Annotated in this window: 18 protein-coding genes and 1 pseudogene; 11 read left to right on the forward strand and 8 right to left on the reverse strand. The window is 35.7% G+C overall.

Annotation, left to right across the window (positions count from 1 at the left end; genetic code table 11):
• The first annotated feature begins 51 nt into the window (after positions 1-51).
• From L1S35_RS10680 to L1S35_RS10695, 4 genes are all read left to right on the forward strand, one after another.
• A complete protein-coding gene (locus L1S35_RS10680; RefSeq protein WP_236400489.1) occupies positions 52-1692 on the forward strand; it encodes an NADPH-dependent assimilatory sulfite reductase hemoprotein subunit in 1641 nt (546 codons plus the stop codon).
• A gap of 149 nt (positions 1693-1841) precedes the next feature.
• Positions 1842-4412: a TonB-dependent receptor gene (locus tag L1S35_RS10685; RefSeq protein WP_236400491.1), complete on the forward strand. Its 2571-nt coding sequence runs from the start codon at positions 1842-1844 to the stop codon at positions 4410-4412.
• A 10-nt stretch (positions 4413-4422) separates the two neighbouring features.
• Positions 4423-4935 carry a hypothetical protein gene (locus L1S35_RS10690; protein WP_236400492.1) on the forward strand — a complete coding sequence of 171 codons (513 nt, stop codon included), beginning with the start codon at positions 4423-4425 and terminating at the stop codon, positions 4933-4935.
• Positions 4936-4991: 56 nt separating this feature from the next.
• The gene (locus tag L1S35_RS10695; protein ID WP_236400494.1) at positions 4992-6446 is read left to right on the forward strand and encodes a TSUP family transporter; all 1455 of its coding nucleotides are present in this window, start codon (positions 4992-4994) and stop codon (positions 6444-6446) included.
• 72 nt (positions 6447-6518) lie between these two features.
• On the opposite strand, the gene ribB is transcribed toward L1S35_RS10695, so the two are convergent.
• The 6 genes and pseudogenes from ribB to tpx form a co-directional block, all read right to left on the reverse strand.
• Positions 6519-7652 (reverse strand): 3,4-dihydroxy-2-butanone-4-phosphate synthase, encoded by a 1134-nt coding sequence (ribB, locus tag L1S35_RS10700; RefSeq protein WP_236400496.1) that lies wholly within the window; start codon positions 7650-7652, stop codon positions 6519-6521.
• A gap of 560 nt (positions 7653-8212) precedes the next feature.
• Positions 8213-9640: pseudogene (locus tag L1S35_RS10705) on the reverse strand (LptF/LptG family permease); the annotation flags it as partial.
• A 6-nt stretch (positions 9641-9646) separates the two neighbouring features.
• Positions 9647-10288, reverse strand: a complete 642-nt coding sequence (gene lolA1, locus L1S35_RS10710) for an outer membrane lipoprotein periplasmic chaperone LolA1 (protein WP_236400498.1) — start codon at positions 10286-10288, stop codon at positions 9647-9649.
• Between the two features lies 1 nt (position 10289).
• A complete protein-coding gene (locus L1S35_RS10715) occupies positions 10290-12725 on the reverse strand; it encodes a DNA translocase FtsK (protein WP_236400500.1) in 2436 nt (811 codons plus the stop codon).
• Positions 12726-12768: 43 nt separating this feature from the next.
• Positions 12769-13143, reverse strand: coding sequence for a diacylglycerol kinase family protein (locus tag L1S35_RS10720; RefSeq protein ID WP_236400503.1), 375 nt, complete (start codon positions 13141-13143; stop codon positions 12769-12771).
• A 9-nt stretch (positions 13144-13152) separates the two neighbouring features.
• Positions 13153-13650, reverse strand: a complete 498-nt coding sequence (tpx, locus tag L1S35_RS10725) for a thiol peroxidase (protein ID WP_236400505.1) — start codon at positions 13648-13650, stop codon at positions 13153-13155.
• Between the two features lie 143 nt (positions 13651-13793).
• Between tpx and L1S35_RS10730 the strand changes: the two genes are divergently transcribed.
• The 5 genes from L1S35_RS10730 (at position 13794) to L1S35_RS10750 (ending at position 17675) form a co-directional block, all read left to right on the forward strand.
• The gene (locus L1S35_RS10730) at positions 13794-14117 is read left to right on the forward strand and encodes an ArsR/SmtB family transcription factor (RefSeq protein WP_236400508.1); all 324 of its coding nucleotides are present in this window, start codon (positions 13794-13796) and stop codon (positions 14115-14117) included.
• 99 nt (positions 14118-14216) lie between these two features.
• Positions 14217-14690: a DUF6428 family protein gene (locus L1S35_RS10735; protein WP_236400510.1), complete on the forward strand. Its 474-nt coding sequence runs from the start codon at positions 14217-14219 to the stop codon at positions 14688-14690.
• A gap of 132 nt (positions 14691-14822) precedes the next feature.
• Positions 14823-15434, forward strand: a complete 612-nt coding sequence (locus L1S35_RS10740) for a class I SAM-dependent methyltransferase (protein ID WP_236400511.1) — start codon at positions 14823-14825, stop codon at positions 15432-15434.
• A 1-nt stretch (position 15435) separates the two neighbouring features.
• On the forward strand, positions 15436-15858 hold the full coding sequence (locus tag L1S35_RS10745; protein WP_236400513.1) for an arsenate reductase ArsC: 423 nt from the start codon (positions 15436-15438) through the stop codon (positions 15856-15858).
• Positions 15859-15953: 95 nt separating this feature from the next.
• Positions 15954-17675, forward strand: a complete 1722-nt coding sequence (locus tag L1S35_RS10750; protein WP_236400515.1) for a tetratricopeptide repeat protein — start codon at positions 15954-15956, stop codon at positions 17673-17675.
• A gap of 50 nt (positions 17676-17725) precedes the next feature.
• On the opposite strand, the gene lpdA is transcribed toward L1S35_RS10750, so the two are convergent.
• Positions 17726-19129 carry a dihydrolipoyl dehydrogenase gene (gene lpdA, locus L1S35_RS10755; RefSeq protein ID WP_236400517.1) on the reverse strand — a complete coding sequence of 468 codons (1404 nt, stop codon included), beginning with the start codon at positions 19127-19129 and terminating at the stop codon, positions 17726-17728.
• An 825-nt stretch (positions 19130-19954) separates the two neighbouring features.
• Here lpdA and L1S35_RS10760 point away from each other — a divergent pair.
• Both L1S35_RS10760 and L1S35_RS10765 read left to right on the forward strand, forming a co-directional pair.
• Positions 19955-21292 carry a T9SS type A sorting domain-containing protein gene (locus L1S35_RS10760; RefSeq protein ID WP_236400519.1) on the forward strand — a complete coding sequence of 446 codons (1338 nt, stop codon included), beginning with the start codon at positions 19955-19957 and terminating at the stop codon, positions 21290-21292.
• Positions 21293-21295: 3 nt separating this feature from the next.
• Complete coding sequence (locus tag L1S35_RS10765) at positions 21296-22315, forward strand: T9SS type A sorting domain-containing protein (protein ID WP_236400522.1); 1020 nt, start codon at positions 21296-21298, stop codon at positions 22313-22315.
• A gap of 40 nt (positions 22316-22355) precedes the next feature.
• On the opposite strand, the gene L1S35_RS10770 is transcribed toward L1S35_RS10765, so the two are convergent.
• The gene (locus L1S35_RS10770; RefSeq protein WP_236400524.1) at positions 22356-24029 is read right to left on the reverse strand and encodes an amino acid permease; all 1674 of its coding nucleotides are present in this window, start codon (positions 24027-24029) and stop codon (positions 22356-22358) included.
• Between the last annotated feature and the right edge of the window lie 73 nt (positions 24030-24102).

Genomic DNA, 24102 nt, shown 5'->3' on the forward strand with positions numbered 1-24102 from the left:
ACACCAACTCTAATTTCCCCCATTGGGGGTTAGGGGGCTAACAAAAATAAAATGAGCGAGAAATTATCCGCAGTAGAACATATCAAGACCAAAAGTGATGGTCTTAGAGGCACTTTAAAGGAAAGTATCGATTTAGATAATCATACCGGAAATGTACGCCCGGACGACGAGATTTTAGTCAAGTTTCACGGAATGTATGTGCAGGACGACCGTGACCGAAGAGCCGAAAGAGCAGCCAAAAAATTAGACAAATTGTATTCGTTTATGATTCGTTTGCGAATTCCGGGTGGCGTAATCAATGCCAATCAATGGATAGCAATCCACGAAACATCGGAACAATTCGGAACAGGAACATTAAAAATTACCACACGTCAAACGGTACAATTGCATGGCTTGTTAAAACACCAATTGCGTCCAACCATACAGGTTTTTAACACGGCCAAATTGGATTCGATTGCGGCTTGTGGCGATGTAAACCGAAATGTGATTGTGAGTTCGCATCCGCAGCTTTCACCGATTCATCAGCACATTTATGATTATGCCGATAAGATTTCGACTTTACTCTTACCAAAAACCCAATCGTATTATGAGGTTTTTATCGACGGAGAAAAAATCTATGAGCGTTCCTCTGAGGCGGATCCCTTATATGAAGACCGCTATTTGCCACGAAAATTCAAGATTGCCATTGCCATTCCGCCAAGCAACGATGTAGATGTGTTTACCAACGATATAGGACTAATTGCCATCATCGAAAACGATGTGCTCAAAGGATTCAATATTGCCATTGGCGGCGGTTTAGCGACCACACACGGAAATCCGAATACCTATTCGCGTTTGGGAAGCATTATTGGCTTTACAGATACCGAAGAGAAAACTTTAAAAGCGGTGTATGAGATTTTAACGATACAACGTGACTTTGGAAATCGAGTTGACAGAAAATTATCCCGATTGAAATATACAGTAGATAAACTCACGGTGGAAGGTTTCAAAAAGGAATTGGAAAATCGCATTGGGTTTGAATTGGAGCCGGAAAGAGAATACACGTTTACCGAAAGAGGTGACCGTTTTGGCTGGGAACAAAATCACCAGGGCAAATGGTTTTATACGCTGTTTGTAGAGCACGGAGTTGTTAAACCCTATCAAAAACAGTTCTTATTCGAATTGGCACAATTGGGTATCAATAACTTCATTTTTTCAGGCAATCAAAACCTGATTTTAGGGGAAATAGAAGAAGCTGACAAACCGAAAGTAGAAGCTTTGTTATTGCAACACGATATCGAAAAACAAATTAGTGCTTTGCGCAAAAATTCTATGGCATGCGTGGCATTACCAACATGTCCGTTAGCCTTGGCGGAAGCACAACGCTATTTGCCGGAATTGGTTACTAAAATCGAACCTATACTGGCAAAATACAATTTAACAAATGATGAAATCACTATTCGTATGACAGGTTGCCCAAATGGTTGCGGTCGTCCGTATGTGGCGGAACTTGGTTTTGTTGGCACCGGACCGGAGCAATATAATTTTATGTTGGGTGGCGATCGCCTCGGAACGCGATTGAATAAAATTTACAAGGAAAAACAAACGGAAGCCCAAATTTTAGAAGAAGTCGATGTTTTGTTAGGCCGATATGTAACCGAAAAACAGGATAATGAGACTTTTGGGGATTTTGCTTTTAGAACAATTTTATAAATAATAGATATGAGAACAGAGACTAACACCAAACGAAGGCCTTACTTTTTGAATCAAAATTATGTGATACTATATTCATGTTGTTGCTGTTGTTGTTGCTAAAACAGAGAACACCATTAAAAGAATATAAATCACATAAAATAAATAAAATGAAAAATAGTAAAAAGTACACATACGTAATTGTTTTTTTTCTGATTGCATTCAATCAAATCGCTAACGCGCAACAAAATGCTAATCAAATATCAGGAGTTATTATAGATAAGGCTAATTTAGCGCCACTTTCAGATGCCAATATCATTGTTAAAAACAGCAATATATCAGTAGTTGCTGATGGCGAAGGAAAATTTGTCATAAACGCCGAACTTCAATTCCCGATTGTATTGTTGGTATCAAACTTCGGTTATAACTCCAAAAAAATAGAATTATCCTCGTATCAAAACAATGTGGTTGTTGAATTAGAAGCCAAAGAAACACAGTTGTTTGAAGTCTTAGTTACTTCCCGAAGAAGAACGGAAGTAGTACAAGATGTGCCTATACCTATTGCGGTGGTTACTTCCAGACAAGTTGAAGAATCGGGTTCGTTTAATGTGAACAGAGTTAAAGAATTGGTGCCTTCGGTACAATTGTATTCTTCAAATCCCAGAAACACAACTTTAAACATTAGAGGATTGGGTTCCACTTTTGGCTTGACTAATGATGGAATTGATCCAGGAGTTGGTTTCTATGTTGATGGCGTTTATTATGCCCGACCAGCAGCTACTTCTCTTGATTTTATTGATATTGAAAGAATCGAGGTAGCACGTGGTCCGCAAGGAACACTTTTTGGAAAAAACACGACTGCCGGCGCTTTCAACATCACAACAAAGAAGCCCAATTTTATTCCATCCTCAACAGCTGAGTTAAGTTATGGGAATTATGGCTATATCCAGGCGAAGAGTTCTATCAATGGAGAATTGTTTAAAAAGTTGGCCGGAAGATTGTCTTTTTCAGGAACACAAAGAGATGGTGTAATTGATAATGTAAGAACAGGAAACTCGGTAAACGACATCAATAATTTAGGTGTAAAAGGGCAGTTGTTGTATGCTCCAAATGAAAAAACAGAAATTTTGTTATCAGGAGATTTTTCACAACAAAAACCTGATGGTTATGCACAAGTGCTAGCCGGTGTGGTAACTACGCAACGTGCAGCCTACAGACAGTTCAATCAGATTATTGCCGATTTAGGCTATGAGTTACCATCGTTAAATGCTTTCGACAGAAAAATTGACCATGATACACCCTGGAGATCAAACAATGATTTAGGCGGAGTTTCTTTAAATATTGAAAGAGACATAGCAGGAGGAACTTTGACTTCAACTACAGCATGGCGCTACTGGAATTGGGATCCATCAAATGATAGGGATTTTACAGGTTTGTCGGTACTAAGAAAGTCACAGGCACCATCGATTCACAATCAGATATCGCAGGAAGTTCGTTATGCCGGAGATTTATCTAAAAAACTATCTGTTGTTTTCGGAGTGTATGCGATTGGACAGGATTTAAAATCATCTCCATACCACACGGAAGAATCGGGTGATGCGCAATGGCGATTTTCGCAAAGTACGACTAGTTCTAACTGGGCAACACCAGGTTTATTTGAAGGTTATGGAATTAAAACAAGATCTTCATTGAAATCGCTGAGCGGTGCTGTATTTGGGCAATTGGATTGGGCTTTGACATCAAAATTACACATCCTGCCGGGCTTGCGTTATAATTATGATGAGAAAGAAGTCGATTACGATAGAAAAACATACGGAGGTTTAGAAACTACCGATCCTGCATTGATAGCACTTAAGAGGTTGGTTTACTCGGATCAGGCATTTAAAGCCAACGTTTCAGATAACAATTATTCAGGTCAATTAACCGTGGCTTATAAATTTTCGGAGAATTTTAATTCATTCGGAACTTATGCCAGAAGTTTCAAACCGGTTGGTGTGAATTTAGGAGGATTGCCTACCGCGAGTGGCGTTGTGCTTACTGATTTGGCAGTCGTAAAGCCAGAGGAAGTAGAACATTTTGAATTCGGTGTGAAAACAAACCCAACACCAAACTCCAGAGTTAATGTAACTATTTACAGTACCAATATCAAAGACTATCAAACCCAAGTGCAAACAGCCGAATTGGGCGTAAACAGAGGGTATCTTGCCAATGCGGAAAAAGTTAGAGTACAAGGTATAGAACTGGAAGGAAATGTCAGATTGCTAAAAGACTTAAGTCTAAATGCCAGTTTGTCTTATACCGATGGTAAATATGTTTCCTTTAAAAATGCTCCGGTGCCTTTGGAAGAAACGGGTTCGGCACAAGCTTTTAAAGATGTTTCGGGCGGAAGATTGCCAGGGGTTTCAAAATGGTCAGGCGCGTTAGGCTCTGAATATGCTGTTGATGCCAAATTTCTTAAAAGAGAAGGTAGATTTTTTGTGGCTTTGGATTCCTATTTCAGATCCGAATTTTCCTCAAGTGCTTCGCCTTCAAAATATTTGAATGTTGAAGGTTATGCACTATTCAATGGTCGATTTGGATTTAGAGTACAAAACGGTTTGTCTGTTTCGATTTGGGCACGCAATCTTCTGAATAAAGATTATTATGAGCAATTGTTACCCGGAGCTGGAAATGCAGGGCATTATGCCGGTGTTTTAGGAGATCCGAGAACTTACGGAATTACGTTAAAGTATATATTGTAAAAATAGCGATATGAATAAAAATAAACTATTTGTATTGGGTCTTTTGGCTTTTAGCAATATCATATTTTCTCAAGAGAATGCTAAATCCGTGAATTATCCACAGGTAAAAGGTTTTTTTGGTGTATTGCATCCTATTGTAACAGTAAACAAAGAGGAAACGGTATATAATTTTTCAGACTATTATACGGTAGGCTTTCCAACAGGGATTAATGTAATAAAAAATGAACATTTTGGTTATAGTTTGGAGGTTGTCCCTTTTATAAAGGCAGAAGATGGTAAAGATAAAGTGACTAATGTACTATTTCATCCCGGACTTTTGTTTAGGTATAAACATGGCTTTACATTTATTCCAAGGCTGGCTTTTGAGACAGGCGGCAGGTATGGTTTTACCGCCATTCTCAATAAGGTTATTGTCAAAAGTAAAGATGTTAGTTATTTTATCGCAACACCATTACCGGTTCGTTTTGGGAATGAGCATCCGCCTTCAATAGGATTTGGTCTCCAATTTGGAGCGACTTTTTAATACACACAGTAAATACAAAATTTAAAATGACAAGTAGTGTCAAACAATAATTTATAATGACGAACACCCTTTTCCCTATATTCTTAAAAACAGAAACCGCTCACTTCTTAATTGTGGGCGGTGGCAATGTTGGTTTGGAAAAAACCGAAACCTTATTGCGGCAAAATCCCAATATCAGGATTACGGTTGTGGCGACTTATTTTCATCCGAAAGTGGTTGAAATTGCCAGTCAGCATAAGAATGTAACGCTTTTGGAAAGACCTTTTGAAAAACAGGATGTTAATGATGCCGATTTTGTAATTATAGCTACCGATAATCCCGAATTAAATGCCAAGATTCGTGATTTGGCAAAAGCCAAAGGAATCAAAGTCAACGCTGCAGATCAACCTGATTTGTGTGATTTTTATTTAGGTTCGATTGTGAATAAAGGCTCTTTAAAAATTGCTATTTCCACCAATGGGAAATCTCCGGTTTTGGCCAAAAGAATGCGGGAATATTTTACGGATGTAATTCCGGATGGCATTAATGACAGCATCGAACAATTGAATTCGTTCAGAAGAGAACACAAAGGCGATTTTGGTCAAAAATTAGCCGATTTAAACAAAGTCACAGAAAGTTTTTCGGCTAAAAAAGGAGAAAGGAAAGCAGAGAAAAAATATAAAAGACTGACGTTTGAAATTACGTTGTTGTTTATGGTTTTCTTTATTGGTTTTGGTGTCTCGAAATTTGTTACGTTTGATGAAGCAGTTTCCTATTTTCAGAGTATTCCAAACGTTTTCTTCGGAATGCTGTTAGTTGGTTTTTTTGCACAATTAGTTGATGGTGCTTTAGGGCTTGGATATGGTGTAACCTGTTCTACCAGTATGATGTTACTCGGAATCAAACTACCTGCCATCAGCGGAAGTATTCATACGGCAGAAATGTTTTCCAGCGGAATAAGTGGTTTTTCACATTATAAATTTGGTAATGTAAACAAAAAATTATTTTTCTGGATTGTTATACCGGGTGTGATAGGAGCGGTAGCAGGAGCTTTATTGCTTATTTATCTCGGAAACAAATATGAAGCCATAACCTACGCCATTTTAGCCAGTTATACTTTGCTAATCGGAGTCCGGCTCATTATTTTAGCTTTCAAAAAGAGAATTGAGAGAAAGCAATCAAAAAATATCGGCTTATTAGGATTTACAGGTGGTTTTTTTGATGCATTTGGCGGTGGCGGTTGGGGACCAATAGTAACTTCAACACTTTTGGCAAAAGGAAGAAAATCCAATTATGTTATCGGGACTGTTAGCTTAGCCGAATTTTTTGTTACGCTTGCTGCCGCTATTACGTTTTTTACTTCCTTAGGAATTAGTCATTGGTACATTATTTTGGGATTAATCTTAGGAGGTTCAGTTGCCGCGCCTTTGGCCGCAAGATTATCAGGAAGATTGCCTCAACGAACAGCTCTATTACTAGTTGCGGCTTTAGTAATTGTTTTTAGTTTGAGAACGCTGTTCAAAATAATTTAAGATAAATTTTCTCCATAAAAAAACCTTCAAGTTTGCTTGAAGGTTTTTTTATTTCGGGTATGTTATAATTATTTAATAAGCCACATATTCGGTTATTTCTAATCCGTATCCAATCATTCCGACACGTTTGGTTTGTGTGGTGTTTGAGATAAGACGTATTTTAGAGATATCAATATCATGAAGTATTTGTGCGCCTATACCAAAATCTTTGACATCCATTTTGATTTGCGGGACTTTGAAAATACCTTCAGCCTGTAACTGTTTCAACTCTGTTAATCGATGTAATAAATCTGAAGAGTCAACTTCCTGATTGATAAACAGTATAGCTCCTTTTTCTTCTTTGCTGATGCGGTTAAAAACATCATCAAGTTTTTTATCCATAGCCGTGGCTAAAGTATTCAGAATGTCGTTATTGGCTTGGGTAGAATTAATTCGGGTAAGTATTGGTTCACCCAAATTCCAACTGCCTTTGGTCAGTGCCAAATGCACTTGTTTGTTGGTAGTTTGTTGGTAAGCACGCAAACGGAATTTACCAAAACGGGTTTCGATTTCAAAATCATCTTTTTTGACAATCAAACTATCGTGCTGCATTCTATAAGCCACTAAGTTTTCAATAGAAACGAGTTTAAGATCAAATTTCTTCGCAACTTTTACCAGTTCCGGCAAGCGTGCCATAGAACCATCTTCGTTCATGATTTCTACAATAACTCCGGCAGCTTTAAAACCAGCTAATCGGGCAAAGTCAATTGCGGCTTCGGTATGACCGGTTCTACGCAATACGCCTCCTTGTTTTGCCGTTAGTGGAAAGATATGTCCAGGTCGGGCTAAATCGTATGGTTTTGTATCTTCATTTACTAAGGCTAGTATCGTTTTAGCTCTGTCAGAAGCCGAAATTCCTGTGGTTACACCATGACCTTTTAAATCTACCGAAACGGTGAAAGCAGTTTCCATATGATCGGTGTTATTTTTCACCATCGAATGTAATTCTAATTCGTCACAACGTTTCTCGGTCAATGGCGCACAGATTAGTCCTTTTCCGTGTGTAGCCATGAAGTTTATCATTTCGGGCGTTACCTTTTCGGCTGCAGCCAAAAAATCACCTTCGTTTTCACGATCTTCATCATCAACCACGATAATAACTTTACCTTGTCGAATATCTTCGATGGCTTCTTCTATAGTGTTGAGGTGTATTTTACTAGGACTCATTAGGTTGTACTTTTATTAAATTCAGATATAACTTCTTTTAAATAACTTCTATTGTAGAAATAGAACAAGATAAAAAATGGAAACCCTGCTGCTACAACTAAGTATATATTTAAATCTACCTTTTTGTCCAAAATAGTTCCTATTTCATCCAATATTTGTTGTGACTTAAACAATGCTGTATAGAAAACACCCGCAACAACAAGGGCTGCTATAATGGTGATAATAGTTTCAGGTTTTCCCAGAGAAGAAATCCCTAACATCCCCAAATAGGTAACCAAAGCAATCTTACTATAGATTTTATATTGCTTGTTGAGTTCTTCTACTTTGTTATAATCAATATTGTAAAGGTTGTTGGTAAGCAATAATTCTTCCTGGGTAATGTTCCTTGACTCCAGTACTTTCAGCGCTTTGTTTCGGTAATCGTTAGTATAACCAAACTGTTTGGCATCTTTTACAATCTTAATCAATACTTCATTGTCGTAGCCGTTGAGTTTTTCCCAATCAGTATCTTTTACAACAGTAAGCTGTTCCATATTTACAACAGGCTGTTCCGCTAACTGTTCTTCGGTTTTTGTTGGTATAAATCGTTTGTAAATATCAGTTATCCAATCAAAACTAATGGTAAATCCTTTGTCATCGGTAGCTCTTTTGGTTAAGATTATGGCCAAAGGTGTCAGTATAATAGAAGACATCCAGCAACCCAGAAAAGGAATTAATTCATCTTGTTGTGCTACTTTTTTCCCAAATGTATTGATGAAGTGAAAAACAATAAAAATAAGTATGGCAAATACAATCGGCAATCCCAATCCACCTTTTCGAATAATGGCTCCCAATGGTGCACCGATAAAGAACATCAATAAACAGGAAAAAGCAATTACAAATTTATCATAAAGTGCAATCCAGTGCAGGTTGATGTTTTTTTGTTTATCATTCAATTCATATCCGGAACTTTCCAGAGAAAAGTTGATTGCATCAAGGTTACCAGTTGCTGCTCTAAGTATTTGTGTCTTGTCAGTAAAAGAAAAATTGTTTAATATGTTGTCGGGATTAAGTTTAGGTAAACTAGATGTGGTTGTATAATTTGTAGGGTTTAGTGAAGAACGTTGGTTTAGATTTTCAGCAATAGAAATCCTGTCTTTGTTATAGTTTTTCTGCAATGAATCAAGTGTAAATCTCAATTCACCAATCGTAAGCATAGTGTTGGTGTTGGTGATTTGCTCTTCGTCGAGATTGGTGTTGTTCAGTTTTGATAAATCGATATTGATGACATAGGTTTTGAATTCACTTTTGGCAAAGGGAACTTTGTTGCGGTCTTCAAATTTTTTGGGGATGATATCTTCGTAATAATTTCCGTCTTTTAAAACTAATTTCAGAATGTTTGAGTTTTCATTACTTATCAATTCTCCTTTTTTGGCTTTGATAACAGTATTGCTACCGGCATTGGTGTTTGATAATTTATGAATGGTAACACCTTTAAGATATCTGCCATTATCGCCCGATTTTTTTTCGACTTTTATATTATAAGTTCCAATTTGGCTGAACTGCCCTTCGGCTATAGCCATGGCAGGTTTTACCTGGGCAATATTTCTTCGGAAATTAATGAACTTATATTCGGCATACGGAATGACATTATTGGCAAAAATAAAGGCTACAACACTAAGTATGCAAATGGAGTAAATCAGTGTTTTCATTGAACGCTGCAATGATATTCCGGAAGATTTCATTGCGGCAAACTCATAATTTTCGGCTAAACTTCCGAAGGTCATAATAGAAGCCAATAAAACCGATAAGGGTAATACCAGTGGAATAATACTTGGCATTTTAAACATAAGGAACTTGAGAATCATTATGAAATCTAAATCCTTTCCGGCCAATTCAGAAATGAAAAGCCAAACAACCTGTAAAACGAATATGAAGAAGAGAATTACAAATACCGTAGTAAATGTAACAAGGAAGGATTTTAATAAGTACTTGTCAAGTATTTTCACCCGAAATTAATCTAGTTTATTGATGTAGTAATTTGGATATTTACTAGGCACAAAGGTAAACTGATTTTTTGATAATGGCTGATTGGTTTTAAAAGAATTAACAGTAAGCGTTGTTTTAGTTCCATTTTTACCCATTTCAATCACATTATAGATGTTTTTAGTTTGGGAATCTATGCCTAACAGAACTTCTTTGCGTTGGTCTTTGGCATTGGTTGGCACTAATTTGATATACTGTATTTTTCGTCCTTTTACATCCTGAAGAATATCCCAACTGTATTTATAACCACTATTAAAGAAGGTTAGCATTTTGGATGGTGTAATCGAACTGTCATCTTTTTCATTTAAACTTGATATGGTAACTTCTTCGTCTTCAGGAACTATAGTGTAGTTTTTTTTGCCATCAAATATTTTAGTAACACCCATAAAATTCAACATATATTTATTATCCTGAATAATTACATTTCCTTTACTTTCTTTGTTGATGTTCTCTTTGTAATTGTTAAGAGTGTATTTAAAATCGATAACGATATTATTGTAGGATTTAATTTTAGCTGTTACTTGGTCTAACAACTCTTTTGCTTTTTTGTCCTGAGCATTAGTAGAAATAGTTACTAAAAGTAAAATAACGATTGATACTATTCTGTTCATTTTATTCATTGTTTTGTTCATTATTAAAGAATTGTTCTAATGAAGCTAAGTCGGTAATGTTAACACTTCTTGCTTTACTTCCTTCAAATGGACCTACAATTCCGGCTGCTTCTAACTGATCAATCAATCGACCTGCACGGTTGTAACCCAATTTCAGCTTCCTTTGCAATAATGATGCCGAACCCTGTTGTGCGGTTACAATAATTTCTGCAGCTTCTCTAAATAAACTGTCTCTTTCTGAAATATCAAATTCTAAATTTACGCTACTGCCTTCCTCTCCAACATATTCGGGTAATAAATAGGCGCTGGCATAGGCTTTTTGTGAACCAATATAATCTACAATTTTTTCTACTTCCGGTGTGTCTACAAAGGCACATTGCACACGCACTAAATCATTTCCGTTAGAATATAGTAAATCTCCACGACCTATTAATTGGTCAGCACCCTGCGTGTCTAATATCGTTCTTGAATCAATTTTAGAAGTAACTCTAAAAGCAATACGCGCCGGGAAATTGGCTTTGATAATTCCGGTAATTACATTTACCGATGGTCTTTGTGTGGCAATGATTAAATGAATTCCGATAGCACGGGCTAGTTGCGCCAAACGGGCAATTGGCGTTTCCACTTCTTTACCGGCAGTCATAATCAAATCGGCAAACTCATCAACTACCAAAACAATATAAGGCAGGAAACGATGTCCGTTTTCCGGATTTAATTTCCGGGCTTTAAATTTCTCGTTGTATTCTTTAATGTTACGAACCATCGCGTCTTTCAATAAGGAATAACGATTGTCCATTTCAACGCAAAGCGAGTTTAATGTATTGATTACTTTGTTGTTATCGGTAATGATGGCATCTTCTGTATCAGGCAATTTTGCCAAATAATGGCGCTCAATTTTATTAAAAAGTGTAAGCTCAACTTTCTTTGGATCGACCAAAACAAACTTAACTTCTGCAGGATGTTTTTTGTACAACAACGAAGTTAATACCGCATTTAATCCAACCGATTTTCCTTGTCCGGTTGCACCAGCCATCAAAAGGTGTGGCATTTTAGCCAAATCGACCACAAAGGTTTCGTTCGAAATAGTTTTTCCTAAAGCAATTGGCAATTCCATTTCGGCTTCCTGAAATTTCGCTGAAGAAATAACCGTTTTCATTGGAACAATGGTTGGATTTTTATTCGGAACCTCAATACCAATAGTTCCTTTTCCCGGAATAGGAGCAATGATACGAATGCCTAATGCTGCCAATGACAAAGCGATATCGTCTTCCAGGCTTTTGATTTTAGAAATACGGATTCCGGCTTCGGGTACAATTTCATATAATGTAACCGATGGACCAACAGTTGCCTTGATTTGAGCAATATCGATTTTGTAGTTTTTTAAGGTTTCTACAATTTTGTTTTTGTTTTCTTCAAGTTCTTCCTGATTGATGGTAATACCAACCGAAGTGTATTCTTTCAGCAAATCAATTGTTGGGAATTTGTAGTTGGATAACTCTAATGTTGGGTCAAATTCACCAAAATCGGCTACCAGTTTTGCGGCTAAATTTTCTTCTACAACATCTTCATCAGCAGCTTGTTCAATAACAAAAGCTTCATCATTTGTTTCTATAATCTGCGGCTGTGGAGTAGGAGTTGGTTCAACTGTTTTGATGGTTGGTTCCAAATTAATTTCGGAAGCATGTTCAATTGTTGGTTTTAAAGCTTCTTTATTGATTTCGAATTGAGAAGGTTTTAAGGTTGGCTCTTCAATTTCTTCCTCTTCCTTAACTGCGAATTCCTCTAAATTATAATCGGTACCGTTTTCGGCTGAAGTTAATCCGCTCAAATCATCTTTAATGTCGGTGTGTTTCTTTTCAAAGAAGGTTTTAACAGCATCAGGAGAGATTTTTATTTTGAAAATCAAATAGATAACAATCGCAAAAACAATTCCGAGTAGTGTTCCAATTTTACCGATATAATCCTGTATAAACTGATTGAGTTCATAACCTATAGTTCCACCTAATTCGGGAATAGTGGTAGCAAAAAAACCAAACGTAATCGACAACACTATAACCGCAAACAAATCCCAAAACCAGGTGTTTTTGAGTTTTTGAATAGGCAAGTCTAACAGTAAAAACGCACCGCTTAAAAAGCATAATTTGACAAATAGGAAGGAAGCAACTCCAAAACCACGATAGATAAATAAATCGGCAATGTATGCACCAAATTTACCTAACCAGTTTTCTACATGTTCACTTCTGTCGGTAATAGAATCAACAGCACTTTGGTCGGCTTGACCTGAAACAAAGAAGGAGATAAAGGAAACCAAAAAAGCAATTGACAATAAAACTAAAAGAAAACCAAACAGCATTCTGTATTGCTTTTTGGTCTTTAAAATTTTAATATCCGATTGGGGATCTTTTTCTTTTGGTTCTTTTTTTACTGTTTTTGCCATTGGTTATTTATATCGCTATAAAAATAGAAATTTAATCGAATGATTATAGAAATTTAGGAACATAAATTAATAATCCAACTACAATGGCAGCGGTTGCGGCAAACATCACGGCACCTGCAGCAATATCTTTGATAAAACCAATTCTATGATGAAACTCAGGATGAATGAAATCAGCTATTTTCTCGACCGCAGTATTCAAACTTTCAATACCCAAAACCAATCCAAAAGCCAAAGTCTGCATCATCCATTCTTCTCTTGAAATTTGGAAATAAAATCCGGCAATTATAAGCAAAACAGCTAATGAAAACTGCACCATCACGCTGTGCTCTGTTGTGATAAGTTTATAAGCACCTTTAAGCGCAAAGCCTACGCTTTTAATTCGTCCGGTGAAAAAAGAATTGTCTTTATTAAATTCCATAATTCAATATTATAATGCAGCTAAAGCCGCTTCGTAGTCAGGTTCATTAGATGTGTTCGGAACTTGCTCTGTATATTTTACAACACCATTTTCATCAATAACAATAACAGCTCTCGAGTGTAAGCCGGCAAAAGCGCCTTCAACAAATTCAAGCCCATAATCTTTGCCAAAATTTCCTGTGTTGAAATCGGAAAGGTTAATCACGTTTTTCAATCCTTCGGCTCCACAAAAACGGCTTTGTGCAAAAGGCAAATCACGCGAAATACACAAAACTTTAGTATTTTCTAATTGGCTTGCATCTGCATTAAACTTTCTAACAGATGTTGCGCAGGTTGGCGTATCAATGCTTGGAAAAATGTTCAGGACTAATTTTGTCCCTTCAAAATCGTTTAACGTTGCAATTGACAAATCGCTTTTTACTAACTTAAAATCGGGTGCTTTTGTTCCGGTTTTTGGTAATTCACCATTGGTGTTTACTGGTTTTCCGCCGAATAGTACTGAGGCCATAAATATGCTTTTTTGTTTGCCAAAAGTAGTAAAAATATTTAGGATTTGGGTAACATATAACTCATGCTAAAAAAAACATGCAAAATAATTTGGTATATAATATTATTATATCGTAATATTGCAATATAAAAATATATAGAATTATGGGAGCATCCAAATCTGATTTTTTTACTGATAAGCAAAACGAGCTTGCCTCGTTGTTTAAAGCCTTATCACATCCGGCAAGAGTTGCTATTATTGAATATTTGTTGACTGTTGATACTTGTATTTGTGGAGACATTGTAAACGAATTGCCTTTGGCACAACCTACAGTTTCACAACATTTAAAGGAATTAAAAAACGCAGGAATCATAAAAGGAAGTATAGAAGGCACTGCGATTTGTTATTGTATAAATGAAACGACGTTGAAGAAAATTGAAAGTTACTTTTCAATCATCAATACTAAATTAAAAAATAAATGTTGTTGAATTTGAGGGATAAGGGAAAAGGGATAAGGGACAAGATTTTCTTTCTAACAATCTAACAATCTAACAATCTAACAATCTAATAATCTAACAATCTAAATCATGAAATTATCAGAAATTAAAAAAGAGTTGAATAGCTTAACTTCAATTGCTTTTCAACTGCCTAACGGCGAGTTAGTCCCCAATCATTTTCACGTAACTGAAGTAGGTAAAGTGACCAAACATTTTATCGATTGCGGCGGAACCATTCGCAACGAAGAAATTGCCAATTTTCAATTGTGGGAAGCTAATGACTATGACCATCGTTTGCATCCCGAAAAATTAGTTCACATTATTGAACTTTCAGAAAGAGTTTTAAATATGCCGGATTTGGAAATTGAAGTTGAATATCAAATGAAAGACACCATTGGTAAATTCAGCCTTGGTTTTGATGGTACTAATTTTCTTCTGACTTCAAAAGAAACCACTTGTTTAGCAAAAGACAACTGCGGAATTCCGGTCGAGAAAGTCAAAGCAAAAATAGGTGAGTGGAAAGAAAAAGTTTCTTGTTGTTCGACCGAAAGTAATTGCTGTTAAGTTATGGTATATAAATTAGTTAAGTATAAAAAACCAATTGTAATTATAAGCGGAATTGTAATTCTCAATTTGCTGTTTGGATTTGATATTCGATTTACAATAATTAATTTGCTTTGGCTTTTGGTATAAATTATGGAAAGAAAAGAACATTGGGAAAACGTGTTTTCCACGAAAACTGAAAAGGAAGTAAGTTGGTATCAGGAAAGCCCAAAAACATCGTTAAACTATTTTCATAAATTAAACATTCCTAAAGATGCCAAAATAATTGACATTGGAGGTGGTGACAGTTATTTGATTGATGCTTTGTTAGATTTGGGTTATACCAATTTAACGTTGCTGGATATTTCTGCTGGCGCGATTGAACGAATAAAAAAAAGATTAGGGGACAAGGCCACCCAAGTTACTTTTATTGTTTCCGATGTTTTGGATTTCAAACCCGATACGACCTATGACTTTTGGCATGACCGCGCTTCTTTTCATTTTTTGACAGAGCCAATTCAGATTGCTGAATATGCTGCTATCGTTGCTTCGGCTGTTGCCAAAAATGGAAACTTGGTAATCGGAACTTTCTCGGTAAACGGGCCAATGAAATGCAGCGGTTTGGATATTACACAATATGATGAAGCAAAATTAAAAGCAGTTTTTGAAAAAGATTTCGACTTAATTGAAAGTTTTACAGAAGACCACAAAACACCTTTTAACACTACGCAGAATTTTATTTTCTGCAATTTTAAAAAGAAGTAAGATGAAAAACATATTAGTATTGTGCACAGGAAATAGTTGCCGAAGTCAGATGGCGCATGGTTATTTAGCGCATTTTGCCGATTCAGATATTGTAAAAGTGTATTCCGCAGGTGTCGAAACACATGGCGTAAATCCTTTGGCAATTGCCATTATGAAAGAAGATGGTGTTGATATTTCAAAACATACTTCGAATAATGTTGATGAGTATTTTGACATTCCTTTTGATTATGTAATCACGGTTTGTGACAACGCCAAAGAACGCTGTCCAATTTTTCCAACTCAAGCGGTAAAGCTGCATCATAATTTTCCCGATCCATCCAAAGTAAAAGGTTCTACAACGGAAGTGATAGAAGAGTTTCGAAGGGTAAGAGCAATGATTAAAGAATATTGTAAAGACTTTGTAACAGAAAACCAACTCAATTGAGTTGGTTTTTTTATTTTAATGTCTATCAAACACTTAATAACTATTTGATTTTAAGTATAGTTCTATTATCTTTATAGTAATAAAAAGCAAGACTTATGAACAGAATTCTAAAATTACTTGTACTTGTTTCTTTGCTGTTTTACTCTTGTAAGCATGAAAATAAACAAGAAGTAAAAGCTGTAATTGGGAAAAGTAAATATGGCTGTGCTCCTGAAACTACCGATGCCAAATGGTTTGAAACCGATAAAAAGGCTCCACTATTTAAAGGAATGGATGTCGTTGATTTTCCAATTAGCACTAAAAATGAGGAAGCCCAAAAGTACTTTAATCAGGGATTGGCTTTTGCCTTTGGTTTTAATCATGCCGAAGCCGCACGTTCTTTTTATTATGCAACTAAATTAGATTCTAAATCAGCTATGAGTTTTTGGGGTTATGCCTATGTTTTGGGTCCAAATTACAACGCGGGAATGGAACCCGATAATTATGAAAGAGCTTATAATGCCATTCAACAAGCGCTAAAACTTTCGGTTAATGCCTCTGAAAAGGAAAAAGCATTAATAAATGCGTTATCAAAAAGATATGTTGCCAAATCAGTTGAAGACAGAAGTTTATTAGATAAAGCCTATTCGGAAGCCATGAAGAATGTGGCCAAGGAGTTTCCGGATGATATTACTATTGCTACTTTGTACGTCGAGTCGATTATGGATTTACATCCGTGGGATTTACAGGATAAAAATGGTGTTGCTAAACCTTGGACACCCGAAATTATTTCGTTGTTGGAAAAAATACTGAAGAAGAATCCAAAACATATTGGTGCTAATCATTTTTATATACACGCTGTTGAAGCTTCTAATACAGCAGAAAGGGCCAATGCTTCCGCAAAGCGTTTTGATGACGGATTAGCTTCAGCTTCAGGGCATTTGGTGCACATGCCTTCACATATTTACATCAGAACCGGAGAATATCACAAAGGAACTGTGGCTAATATTAACTCGGTGAAATTGGATAGTATTTATGTTACCATGTGTCATGCTCAAGGCGCTTATCCTTTGGCGTATTATCCGCATAACTATCATTTTATGGCAGCTTGTGCTACTTTAGAAGGGAATTATAAATGGGCAAAAATAGGGGCAGACAAAACATCAAATCTTGTGCATCCAAAGACAATGATTGAGCCTGGCTGGTCAACCTTACAGCATTTCTATGTCATTCCATATTTTGTGGCAGTGAAATTTGGAAAATGGGATGAAATTTTGAAAATGAAATTGGTTTCCGATACGTTAAAATATCCTGTAGCAATTTCGCATTATGCCAAAGGAATGGCTTATTTAGGAAAAAAAGATATCGCGAAAGCAAAAGCTGAGTTAGCAAAATTGGAAGTTTTAACCAATGATGATGCCATGAAAAAAATGACGATTTGGGATATCAATACGATGTATGATGTTTTGCAAATTGCCGGTAAAGTATTGAAAGGTGAAATTTTGGCTTCGGAAGGAAACTATAAACAAAGCATTCCGCTGCTTGAAAAAGCGGCTACAATTGAAGACGGATTAAATTATAATGAGCCACCGGATTGGTTTTTCTCGGTGCGGCATCATCTTGGTGCAGTGCAAATTGAAGCCGGAAAGTATAATGATGCTATAAAAACCTATCAGGATGATTTGAAGCGATTTCGTAATAATGGCTGGGCGCAACACGGATTGAAATTGGCTTATCAAAAGCTGAATAATCCAACCAAAGTAAAAGAAATGGATGCTTTGCTTGCTAAAAGTTGGGCAACTGCCGATGTTAAAATCACCACTTCCCGAATTAAATAACAAAAGCCAATTCAATTGAACTGGCTTTTTATTTGAAGTTTAATTTGTTTTTAAACGTGTAAAGCTCTATTATCTGTAGCGGCTAATGCAGCTTCCTTAACGGCTTCCGCAAATGTTGGATGTGCATGTGACATTCTGGAAATATCTTCAGCAGAAGCTCTGAATTCCATAGCGGTTACGGCTTCTGCAATCAAATCGGCGCAACGCGCACCAATCATGTGAATACCTAAAACTTCGTCGGTTTTAGCATCGGCTAGTATTTTAACGAATCCGTCGTTATCAGCACTTGCTCTTGCTCTTCCTAACGCTTTGAAAGGAAAACTTCCCGCTTTGTAGGCAACTCCGGCTTCTTTTAATTGCTCTTCCGTTTTACCAACTGCAGCAACTTCAGGCCAGGTATAAACAACACCCGGAATTAAATTATAATCGATATGTGGTTTTTGTCCGGCTAAGATTTCGGCAACCAAAGTTCCTTCTTCTTCGGCTTTGTGAGCTAACATGGCACCACGAACCACATCACCAATCGCATAAATATTTGGAACATTCGTTTGTAAATGATCGTTTACTTCAATCATACCGCGGTCAGTAACTTTTACTCCGGCTTTCTCAGCATTTAATCCGTCAGTATAAGGACGACGACCAACAGCAACTAAGCAGTAATCACCTTCAAAAGTTACAGCATTTCCTTTGGCATCATCAGCGACAACAATTACGTTCTTACCTTTTCGGGTTACTTCTTTTACTTTATGAGAAGTATAGAATTTCATGCCTTGTTTTTTCAAGACTTTGGTTAATTCTTTTGATAGACCGGCATCCATTCCGGGTATGATTCTGTCTAAGAACTCCACTACAGAAACTTGTGCGCCAAGTCTTAAATATACTTGTCCTAATTCAATTCCGATTACACCACCACCGATGATGATTAAGTGTTTTGGAACTTCTGGCAATTTTAAGGCTTCTGTTGATGTAATGATTCTTTCTTTATCTAATTTGATAAAAGGCAGAGATGATGGTTTTGAACCTGTTGCGATTACAATATTTTTTCCTTCTATTACTTCTGAAGAACCATCGGCTTTGGTTACTTTCACATGAGTTGCATCTTCAAAAGAACCTAATCCTTCAAAAACGGTAATTTTATTTTTGTCCATTAGGAATTTCACGCCACCTGAAGTTTGATCTACAACTGCTTGTTTGCGGGCAATCATTTTTTCTAAATTTACTTTTACATTTCCCGAAACTTCAATTCCGTGGTCAGCAAAATGTTGTAATTCTTCGTAATGATGTGAAGAAGCTAATAATGCTTTTGATGGAATACAACCTACGTTTAGGCAGGTTCCACCAAGGGTTGAATATTTTTCGATGATAGCGGTTTTGAAACCTAATTGGGCACAACGAATAGCTGAAACATATCCGCCAGGACCAGAACCTATAATGACTACGTCAAATGAACTCATAATTAGTGTTTTATTTTTTTGCGTCACAAAATTACAGTTTTTATTTGATTATTTAAAGTGATAAGTGATAAGGGATAAGTGAAAAGTCTAAAAAAGTAAATACGTGAACGTTAGCCCCGATAGTAGCGAGCTACCATGTAGCGCGGATAGCGGGAAGGGAAGTGATAAAAACAACTCTCGTCCGCTTCTAATTCCAAAAATACAATCACTTTATAAGAGAATTTTTAGCTTTATTTTTTATTAATAAGGATAAGGATACAAGAACTATTGAATTGCATTTTTTTAGTGTTAAAATTTTGAAAATCAGTTAAAGTACGATTTCATTTTTGTAACTTTGAGATAGAATATTAGAAGTAGTTGTTCCAATATATTGTTAACGGAATAATGAATAAAAGTGTTCGAAAAGGAGAAGCTTAGCAGTAAAAAGTAATCCTTATTATACTAATCTAAGCATATAGTACCGTAGCCGTTAAGAATTAATTTTTTGTCCTTTTGCAGTTGGTAATAAAACCAACAAATTAAAATAATATAGACAGTAACTGCCTGTCGAAAAGCAAAAGTGGGTTATTGGTAAAATTATCTGGATTGTGTAGGAAATCCGTTGATGAGTTCTCGTTAACGGATTTTTTTATTTTAAAAACTAAAAATCACAATTTCCCATTTAAAGTTTTTTTTATATTTAGCCATGAAAAAACTACTCTTACTTTTTATACTCCCTTTTTAAAAGCAGCAGATAATTAGTTTAGATTGTCTGCTGCTTTTTTTATAGTCCAAAGTTATCATTGAAGAATTTTCTTTAACTTTATAATCTCTAAAGTATTGATTATGAAATTTTTTTATCTTTCCATTAGTCTCTTGTTTATGAGTTTAAGTGCTGTGGCACAAATTGTAAACATTCCTGATGCCAATTTTAAAGCGAGATTGGTAATGGCGAGTAGCAATAATCAAATTGCCTATAATAGCAGTAATAATGCCATTAAGATTGATAGCAATAATAATGGAGAAATAGAAGTCAGTGAAGCGCTTTTAGTCTATAAACTCAATCTAATTTCCTCTAATTTTCCGGAATCGTCACGCATTTCGAATGTGACCGGCTTATCAGCTTTTCAGAATTTAAGAGTTTTAAAATGTATTCAAAACAACCTGACACAAATTGACTTATTGTCTTTACCATTATTAGAAGAGTTTGATGGAAGCTATAATTCCTTTTCATCACTTGACATTTCTAATTTAGTAAACTTAAAGAAACTATTAGCCCATACAAATCAGATAACCACTATTACACAAAATAATAATATAGCATTAGAAAATATTTGGGTGAGTAACAATTTATTGACGAGTATTGATTTGACAGTTTTTCCTGCTTTGAAATCGGTTTCCTGTGATAATAATATACTAACATCCATAAACGTTTCAGGATTAACGCTTATAGACGAAATTGAATGTGGAGGAAATTCACTGACTTCAATAAATCTTAACGGATTGACAACATTAAGAATACTTGGTTGTGGAGGTAACCAAATCAGTAGTCTCGATTTAAGCACATTAAGTACTCTTAATATGCTGGCTTGTAGTAACAATCCAATTAGTGCTCTTAATGTTACCGGAAATACAAATTTAGGATACTTAGAGGTCAGTAATACATTACTATCTTCTTTAGATTGTTCACAAACCGGAGTTACCCAGTTGGCTGCCGAAAATTGCCCAAACCTGCAAACAATAAATGTTCGTAATGGTGTGTATTCGTATAGCGATCCGGATTTGTTATTTTATGCATTCAGAATACATAATAATCCACAATTGGTTTCTATTTGCACTGATAATGGAGAACAAAGTCAATTGATATTTACAGATTACAATACAAGCGGAAGTGTTATGGTTTATAATGGAGTTAATTGTGAAATTCCGGTTGTGGTAAATATGGGAACATCAGATTTTGATAAATCAATACTCAAATTATACCCAAACCCATCATCAGACATTATCAATATTGAAGTTTCCAATAATCAACCTGTCAAGACTACTATTACTACTATTTTGGGGCAAACAATAATGAGTTCTGAAAACACTACAATTGATATTAGTTCTTTAACAAAAGGCACTTATTTAATAACAGTAGAAACGGAATCTGGCAAAGAAACACAACGGATTATTAAATTATAAATGATGAAAAATTATCTGTATTCGTTACTATTTCTGAGCTTGATTTCGCAAGCACAAATAATCAATTTTCCTGATGCGAATTTTAAAGCAAAATTAATGCAGTCAAGTCCATCAGAAAGTATTGCACGCGACGTCAATTATAATTTTGTAAAAATTGATTCTAATGATGATAATGAAATTGATGTTGCTGAAGCTTCGGTCATTTATTATTTGCAAATTGGTTTTGGAAATATTAATTCACTTTCAGGAATTGAAAATTTTGTTAATCTGAGAGGCTTGGAATGTTATAATAACAACCTGACTACTTTATCACCTATCAGTAGCTTAATCCAAATGACTTATTTATCTTGTCCAAACAACCAGATAACATCTTTGTCAGCTATCGAAAACCTAACAAACTTAACCGATTTGGGTATCAGTAGTAACCCGATCGTTAGTGTTAATTTAAGCAATTTCCATCAGTTATGGAGATTATGGGCAGGATATACACTGCTTACAGAAATTAATTTGTGTGGAACAGCTGTAACCTGGCTTTGGGCTACAGACAATCCAAATTTGCAGGCATTATACTTAAAAAATAATATTATTTCGTCAGATTTAGCTAGAACCAGCGCTCAAATTCCGCCACCATTACATAATTTTGAGTTTTACAATACTCCTTTGCTAAACTATATTTGTTATGATGATGGAGAATACCCGGCTGTTTTTCATGGTATTGGAGAAAATACATCAGGGAAAACATTAACAACAAGTTGTGACTCCAGTTGTTCGCTTTCAGTTAACAATCCAATAGCCAATAACTATGTTTCTCTTTATCCAAATCCAACTTCAGGAATTATAAACATTATGATGCAAAATGACCAATCAATAAATAGGGCGGTAGTAAGTAATGTTTTAGGACAAAGTATAATGATATTTGAAAACACTAAGTCACTTGATATAAGTTTATTAACCCATGGAACTTATTTAATAACCGTAGAAACCGATAGCGGTAGGGAAACACAACGAGTTATCAAACATTAAAAAAACAAAAATCCCGATAGCTCGGGATTTTTTATGCTTATTATTTATTTAGTTTACTGTTTTTATAGCCATACATAAAGTACACACACAGCCCAATAACCAACCAAACGCCAAACCATTTCCAGTTGGAAACCGCCATTCCCGTTAGCAGGTAGCAGCAGGAAATTAAACCCAATAACGGAATTAAAGACAGGTTCTTCATAAAGGCAATCACGGCCATTACGATACAAAGTATAAAGAACACAATTAAAGGTAGGTTGGTAGCTATTTTATCACCTGAAAAATCAAATGTTTCACTAAAATAACTTGGTAGATAGTATTGAACAACAGCAATAGTTCCGATGCATATTAATGGGAATATGAATTTTGAATTCACATATGGAATCCTGAATTTTCCTTTGGTAGCACGTTCGGCTAATTCTGCTTCGCTTTGCGGAGATAATAATAATACTCCACCACAAACCAGTACAAAGGCAAATAAAGTTCCGATGCTGGTAAAGTCTAATACAAAGTTTTCATCGGTAAAGAATATAGGAATACCAACAACCAAACCAGTAACTATCGTTGCAAAACTTGGTGTTTTATATTTGGGATGTATTTCAGAAAATTTCTTTGGCATTAAGCCATCACGACTCATCGTCATCCAAATACGAGGTTGACCCATTTGGAATACCAACAATACACTTGTCATAGCTACAACCGCGGCAATCGAAACAATAAACAACATCCATTTAACACCTTTCAGCGCAAATATTTCTGCTAAAGGATCGCTTACACCAAGGAGTGTGTAAGATACCATTCCGGTGATAACCAATGCTAAAATTATATAAACTACAGTACAAATTACCAATGAATAAATCATTCCACGTGGTAAATCGCGTTGCGGATTTTTGCTTTCTTCTGCTAAAGTCGAAACAGCATCAAAACCTATGTAAGCAAAGAAGACAGCAGAAACACCACCCATAACACCACCAAAACCGTTTGGCATAAATGGTGTCCAGTTATCAATATCGATATAAAATGCACCTACAACAATGACCAAAGCAATGATGGCTAATTTTATATACACCATAGCATTACTAAAGTTCTTTGATTCTTTAGTGCCACGATAAACCAAATAAGTAATAAGTAAATTAATTACAACTGCAGGTAAATCAAAAATAATACGTAAACCGCCAAGAGTTGGAGCCGTCTGCCAGGCTGTTAATCCTTCACCGGCTTTATTAGCCAACAAAGCATCTTGTGCCGATTTATAATTGATAGTCAGCCACTCGGGCAAATGCAAATGAAAACTTTCCAGCAAATTCGTAAAATAACCACTCCATGAAAAGGCAATATAAATATTCCCAATAGAATATTCCATAATCAATGCCCATCCGATAATCCACGCAAACAATTCACCAAAAGAAACATAAGCATAAGTATAAGCACTTCCGGAAACTGGAACTCGAGAGGCAAATTCGGCATAACATAAAGCTGTAAAACCACATGCAATAGCACAAATCACATATAAAAATACAACGCCTGGTCCACCGGAAAAGCAAGCATTGCCAATAGCGCTAAAAGTACCGCCACCAATAATAGCTGCAATACCAAAGAAGGTTAAATCCCTAACATTTAAAACTTTATTTAAACCGCTTTGTTCTTCGCCGTCACCACCTTGTTTTATTATGACTGAAGTTGATTTTTTTCGGAATAGTTTGGATAATGACATGAGTCTTTTTTTGGTTAGTATGAAACAAATATATACAAAGAAATGATATTATCTTTAATATAAGTTTTGGCAA

It is taken from the genome of Flavobacterium anseongense (assembly GCF_021608185.1).
In the GTDB taxonomy this organism is placed as follows: domain Bacteria; phylum Bacteroidota; class Bacteroidia; order Flavobacteriales; family Flavobacteriaceae; genus Flavobacterium; species Flavobacterium anseongense.

Coding starts and splice junctions, on each gene's coding strand:
- L1S35_RS10720 (WP_236400503.1), bottom strand. CDS start 13,143: ATGGAATTTAATAAAGACAATTCTTTTTTCACCGGACGAATTAAAAGC.
- L1S35_RS10695 (WP_236400494.1), top strand. CDS start 4,992: ATGACGAACACCCTTTTCCCTATATTCTTAAAAACAGAAACCGCTCAC.
- L1S35_RS10690 (WP_236400492.1), top strand. CDS start 4,423: ATGAATAAAAATAAACTATTTGTATTGGGTCTTTTGGCTTTTAGCAAT.
- lpdA (WP_236400517.1), bottom strand. CDS start 19,129: ATGAGTTCATTTGACGTAGTCATTATAGGTTCTGGTCCTGGCGGATAT.
- L1S35_RS10740 (WP_236400511.1), top strand. CDS start 14,823: ATGGAAAGAAAAGAACATTGGGAAAACGTGTTTTCCACGAAAACTGAA.
- L1S35_RS10685 (WP_236400491.1), top strand. CDS start 1,842: ATGAAAAATAGTAAAAAGTACACATACGTAATTGTTTTTTTTCTGATT.
- L1S35_RS10765 (WP_236400522.1), top strand. CDS start 21,296: ATGAAAAATTATCTGTATTCGTTACTATTTCTGAGCTTGATTTCGCAA.
- L1S35_RS10680 (WP_236400489.1), top strand. CDS start 52: ATGAGCGAGAAATTATCCGCAGTAGAACATATCAAGACCAAAAGTGAT.
- lolA1 (WP_236400498.1), bottom strand. CDS start 10,288: ATGAACAGAATAGTATCAATCGTTATTTTACTTTTAGTAACTATTTCT.
- L1S35_RS10715 (WP_236400500.1), bottom strand. CDS start 12,725: ATGGCAAAAACAGTAAAAAAAGAACCAAAAGAAAAAGATCCCCAATCG.
- L1S35_RS10760 (WP_236400519.1), top strand. CDS start 19,955: ATGAAATTTTTTTATCTTTCCATTAGTCTCTTGTTTATGAGTTTAAGT.
- tpx (WP_236400505.1), bottom strand. CDS start 13,650: ATGGCCTCAGTACTATTCGGCGGAAAACCAGTAAACACCAATGGTGAA.
- L1S35_RS10745 (WP_236400513.1), top strand. CDS start 15,436: ATGAAAAACATATTAGTATTGTGCACAGGAAATAGTTGCCGAAGTCAG.
- L1S35_RS10735 (WP_236400510.1), top strand. CDS start 14,217: ATGAAATTATCAGAAATTAAAAAAGAGTTGAATAGCTTAACTTCAATT.
- L1S35_RS10770 (WP_236400524.1), bottom strand. CDS start 24,029: ATGTCATTATCCAAACTATTCCGAAAAAAATCAACTTCAGTCATAATA.
- ribB (WP_236400496.1), bottom strand. CDS start 7,652: ATGAGTCCTAGTAAAATACACCTCAACACTATAGAAGAAGCCATCGAA.
- L1S35_RS10730 (WP_236400508.1), top strand. CDS start 13,794: ATGGGAGCATCCAAATCTGATTTTTTTACTGATAAGCAAAACGAGCTT.
- L1S35_RS10750 (WP_236400515.1), top strand. CDS start 15,954: ATGAACAGAATTCTAAAATTACTTGTACTTGTTTCTTTGCTGTTTTAC.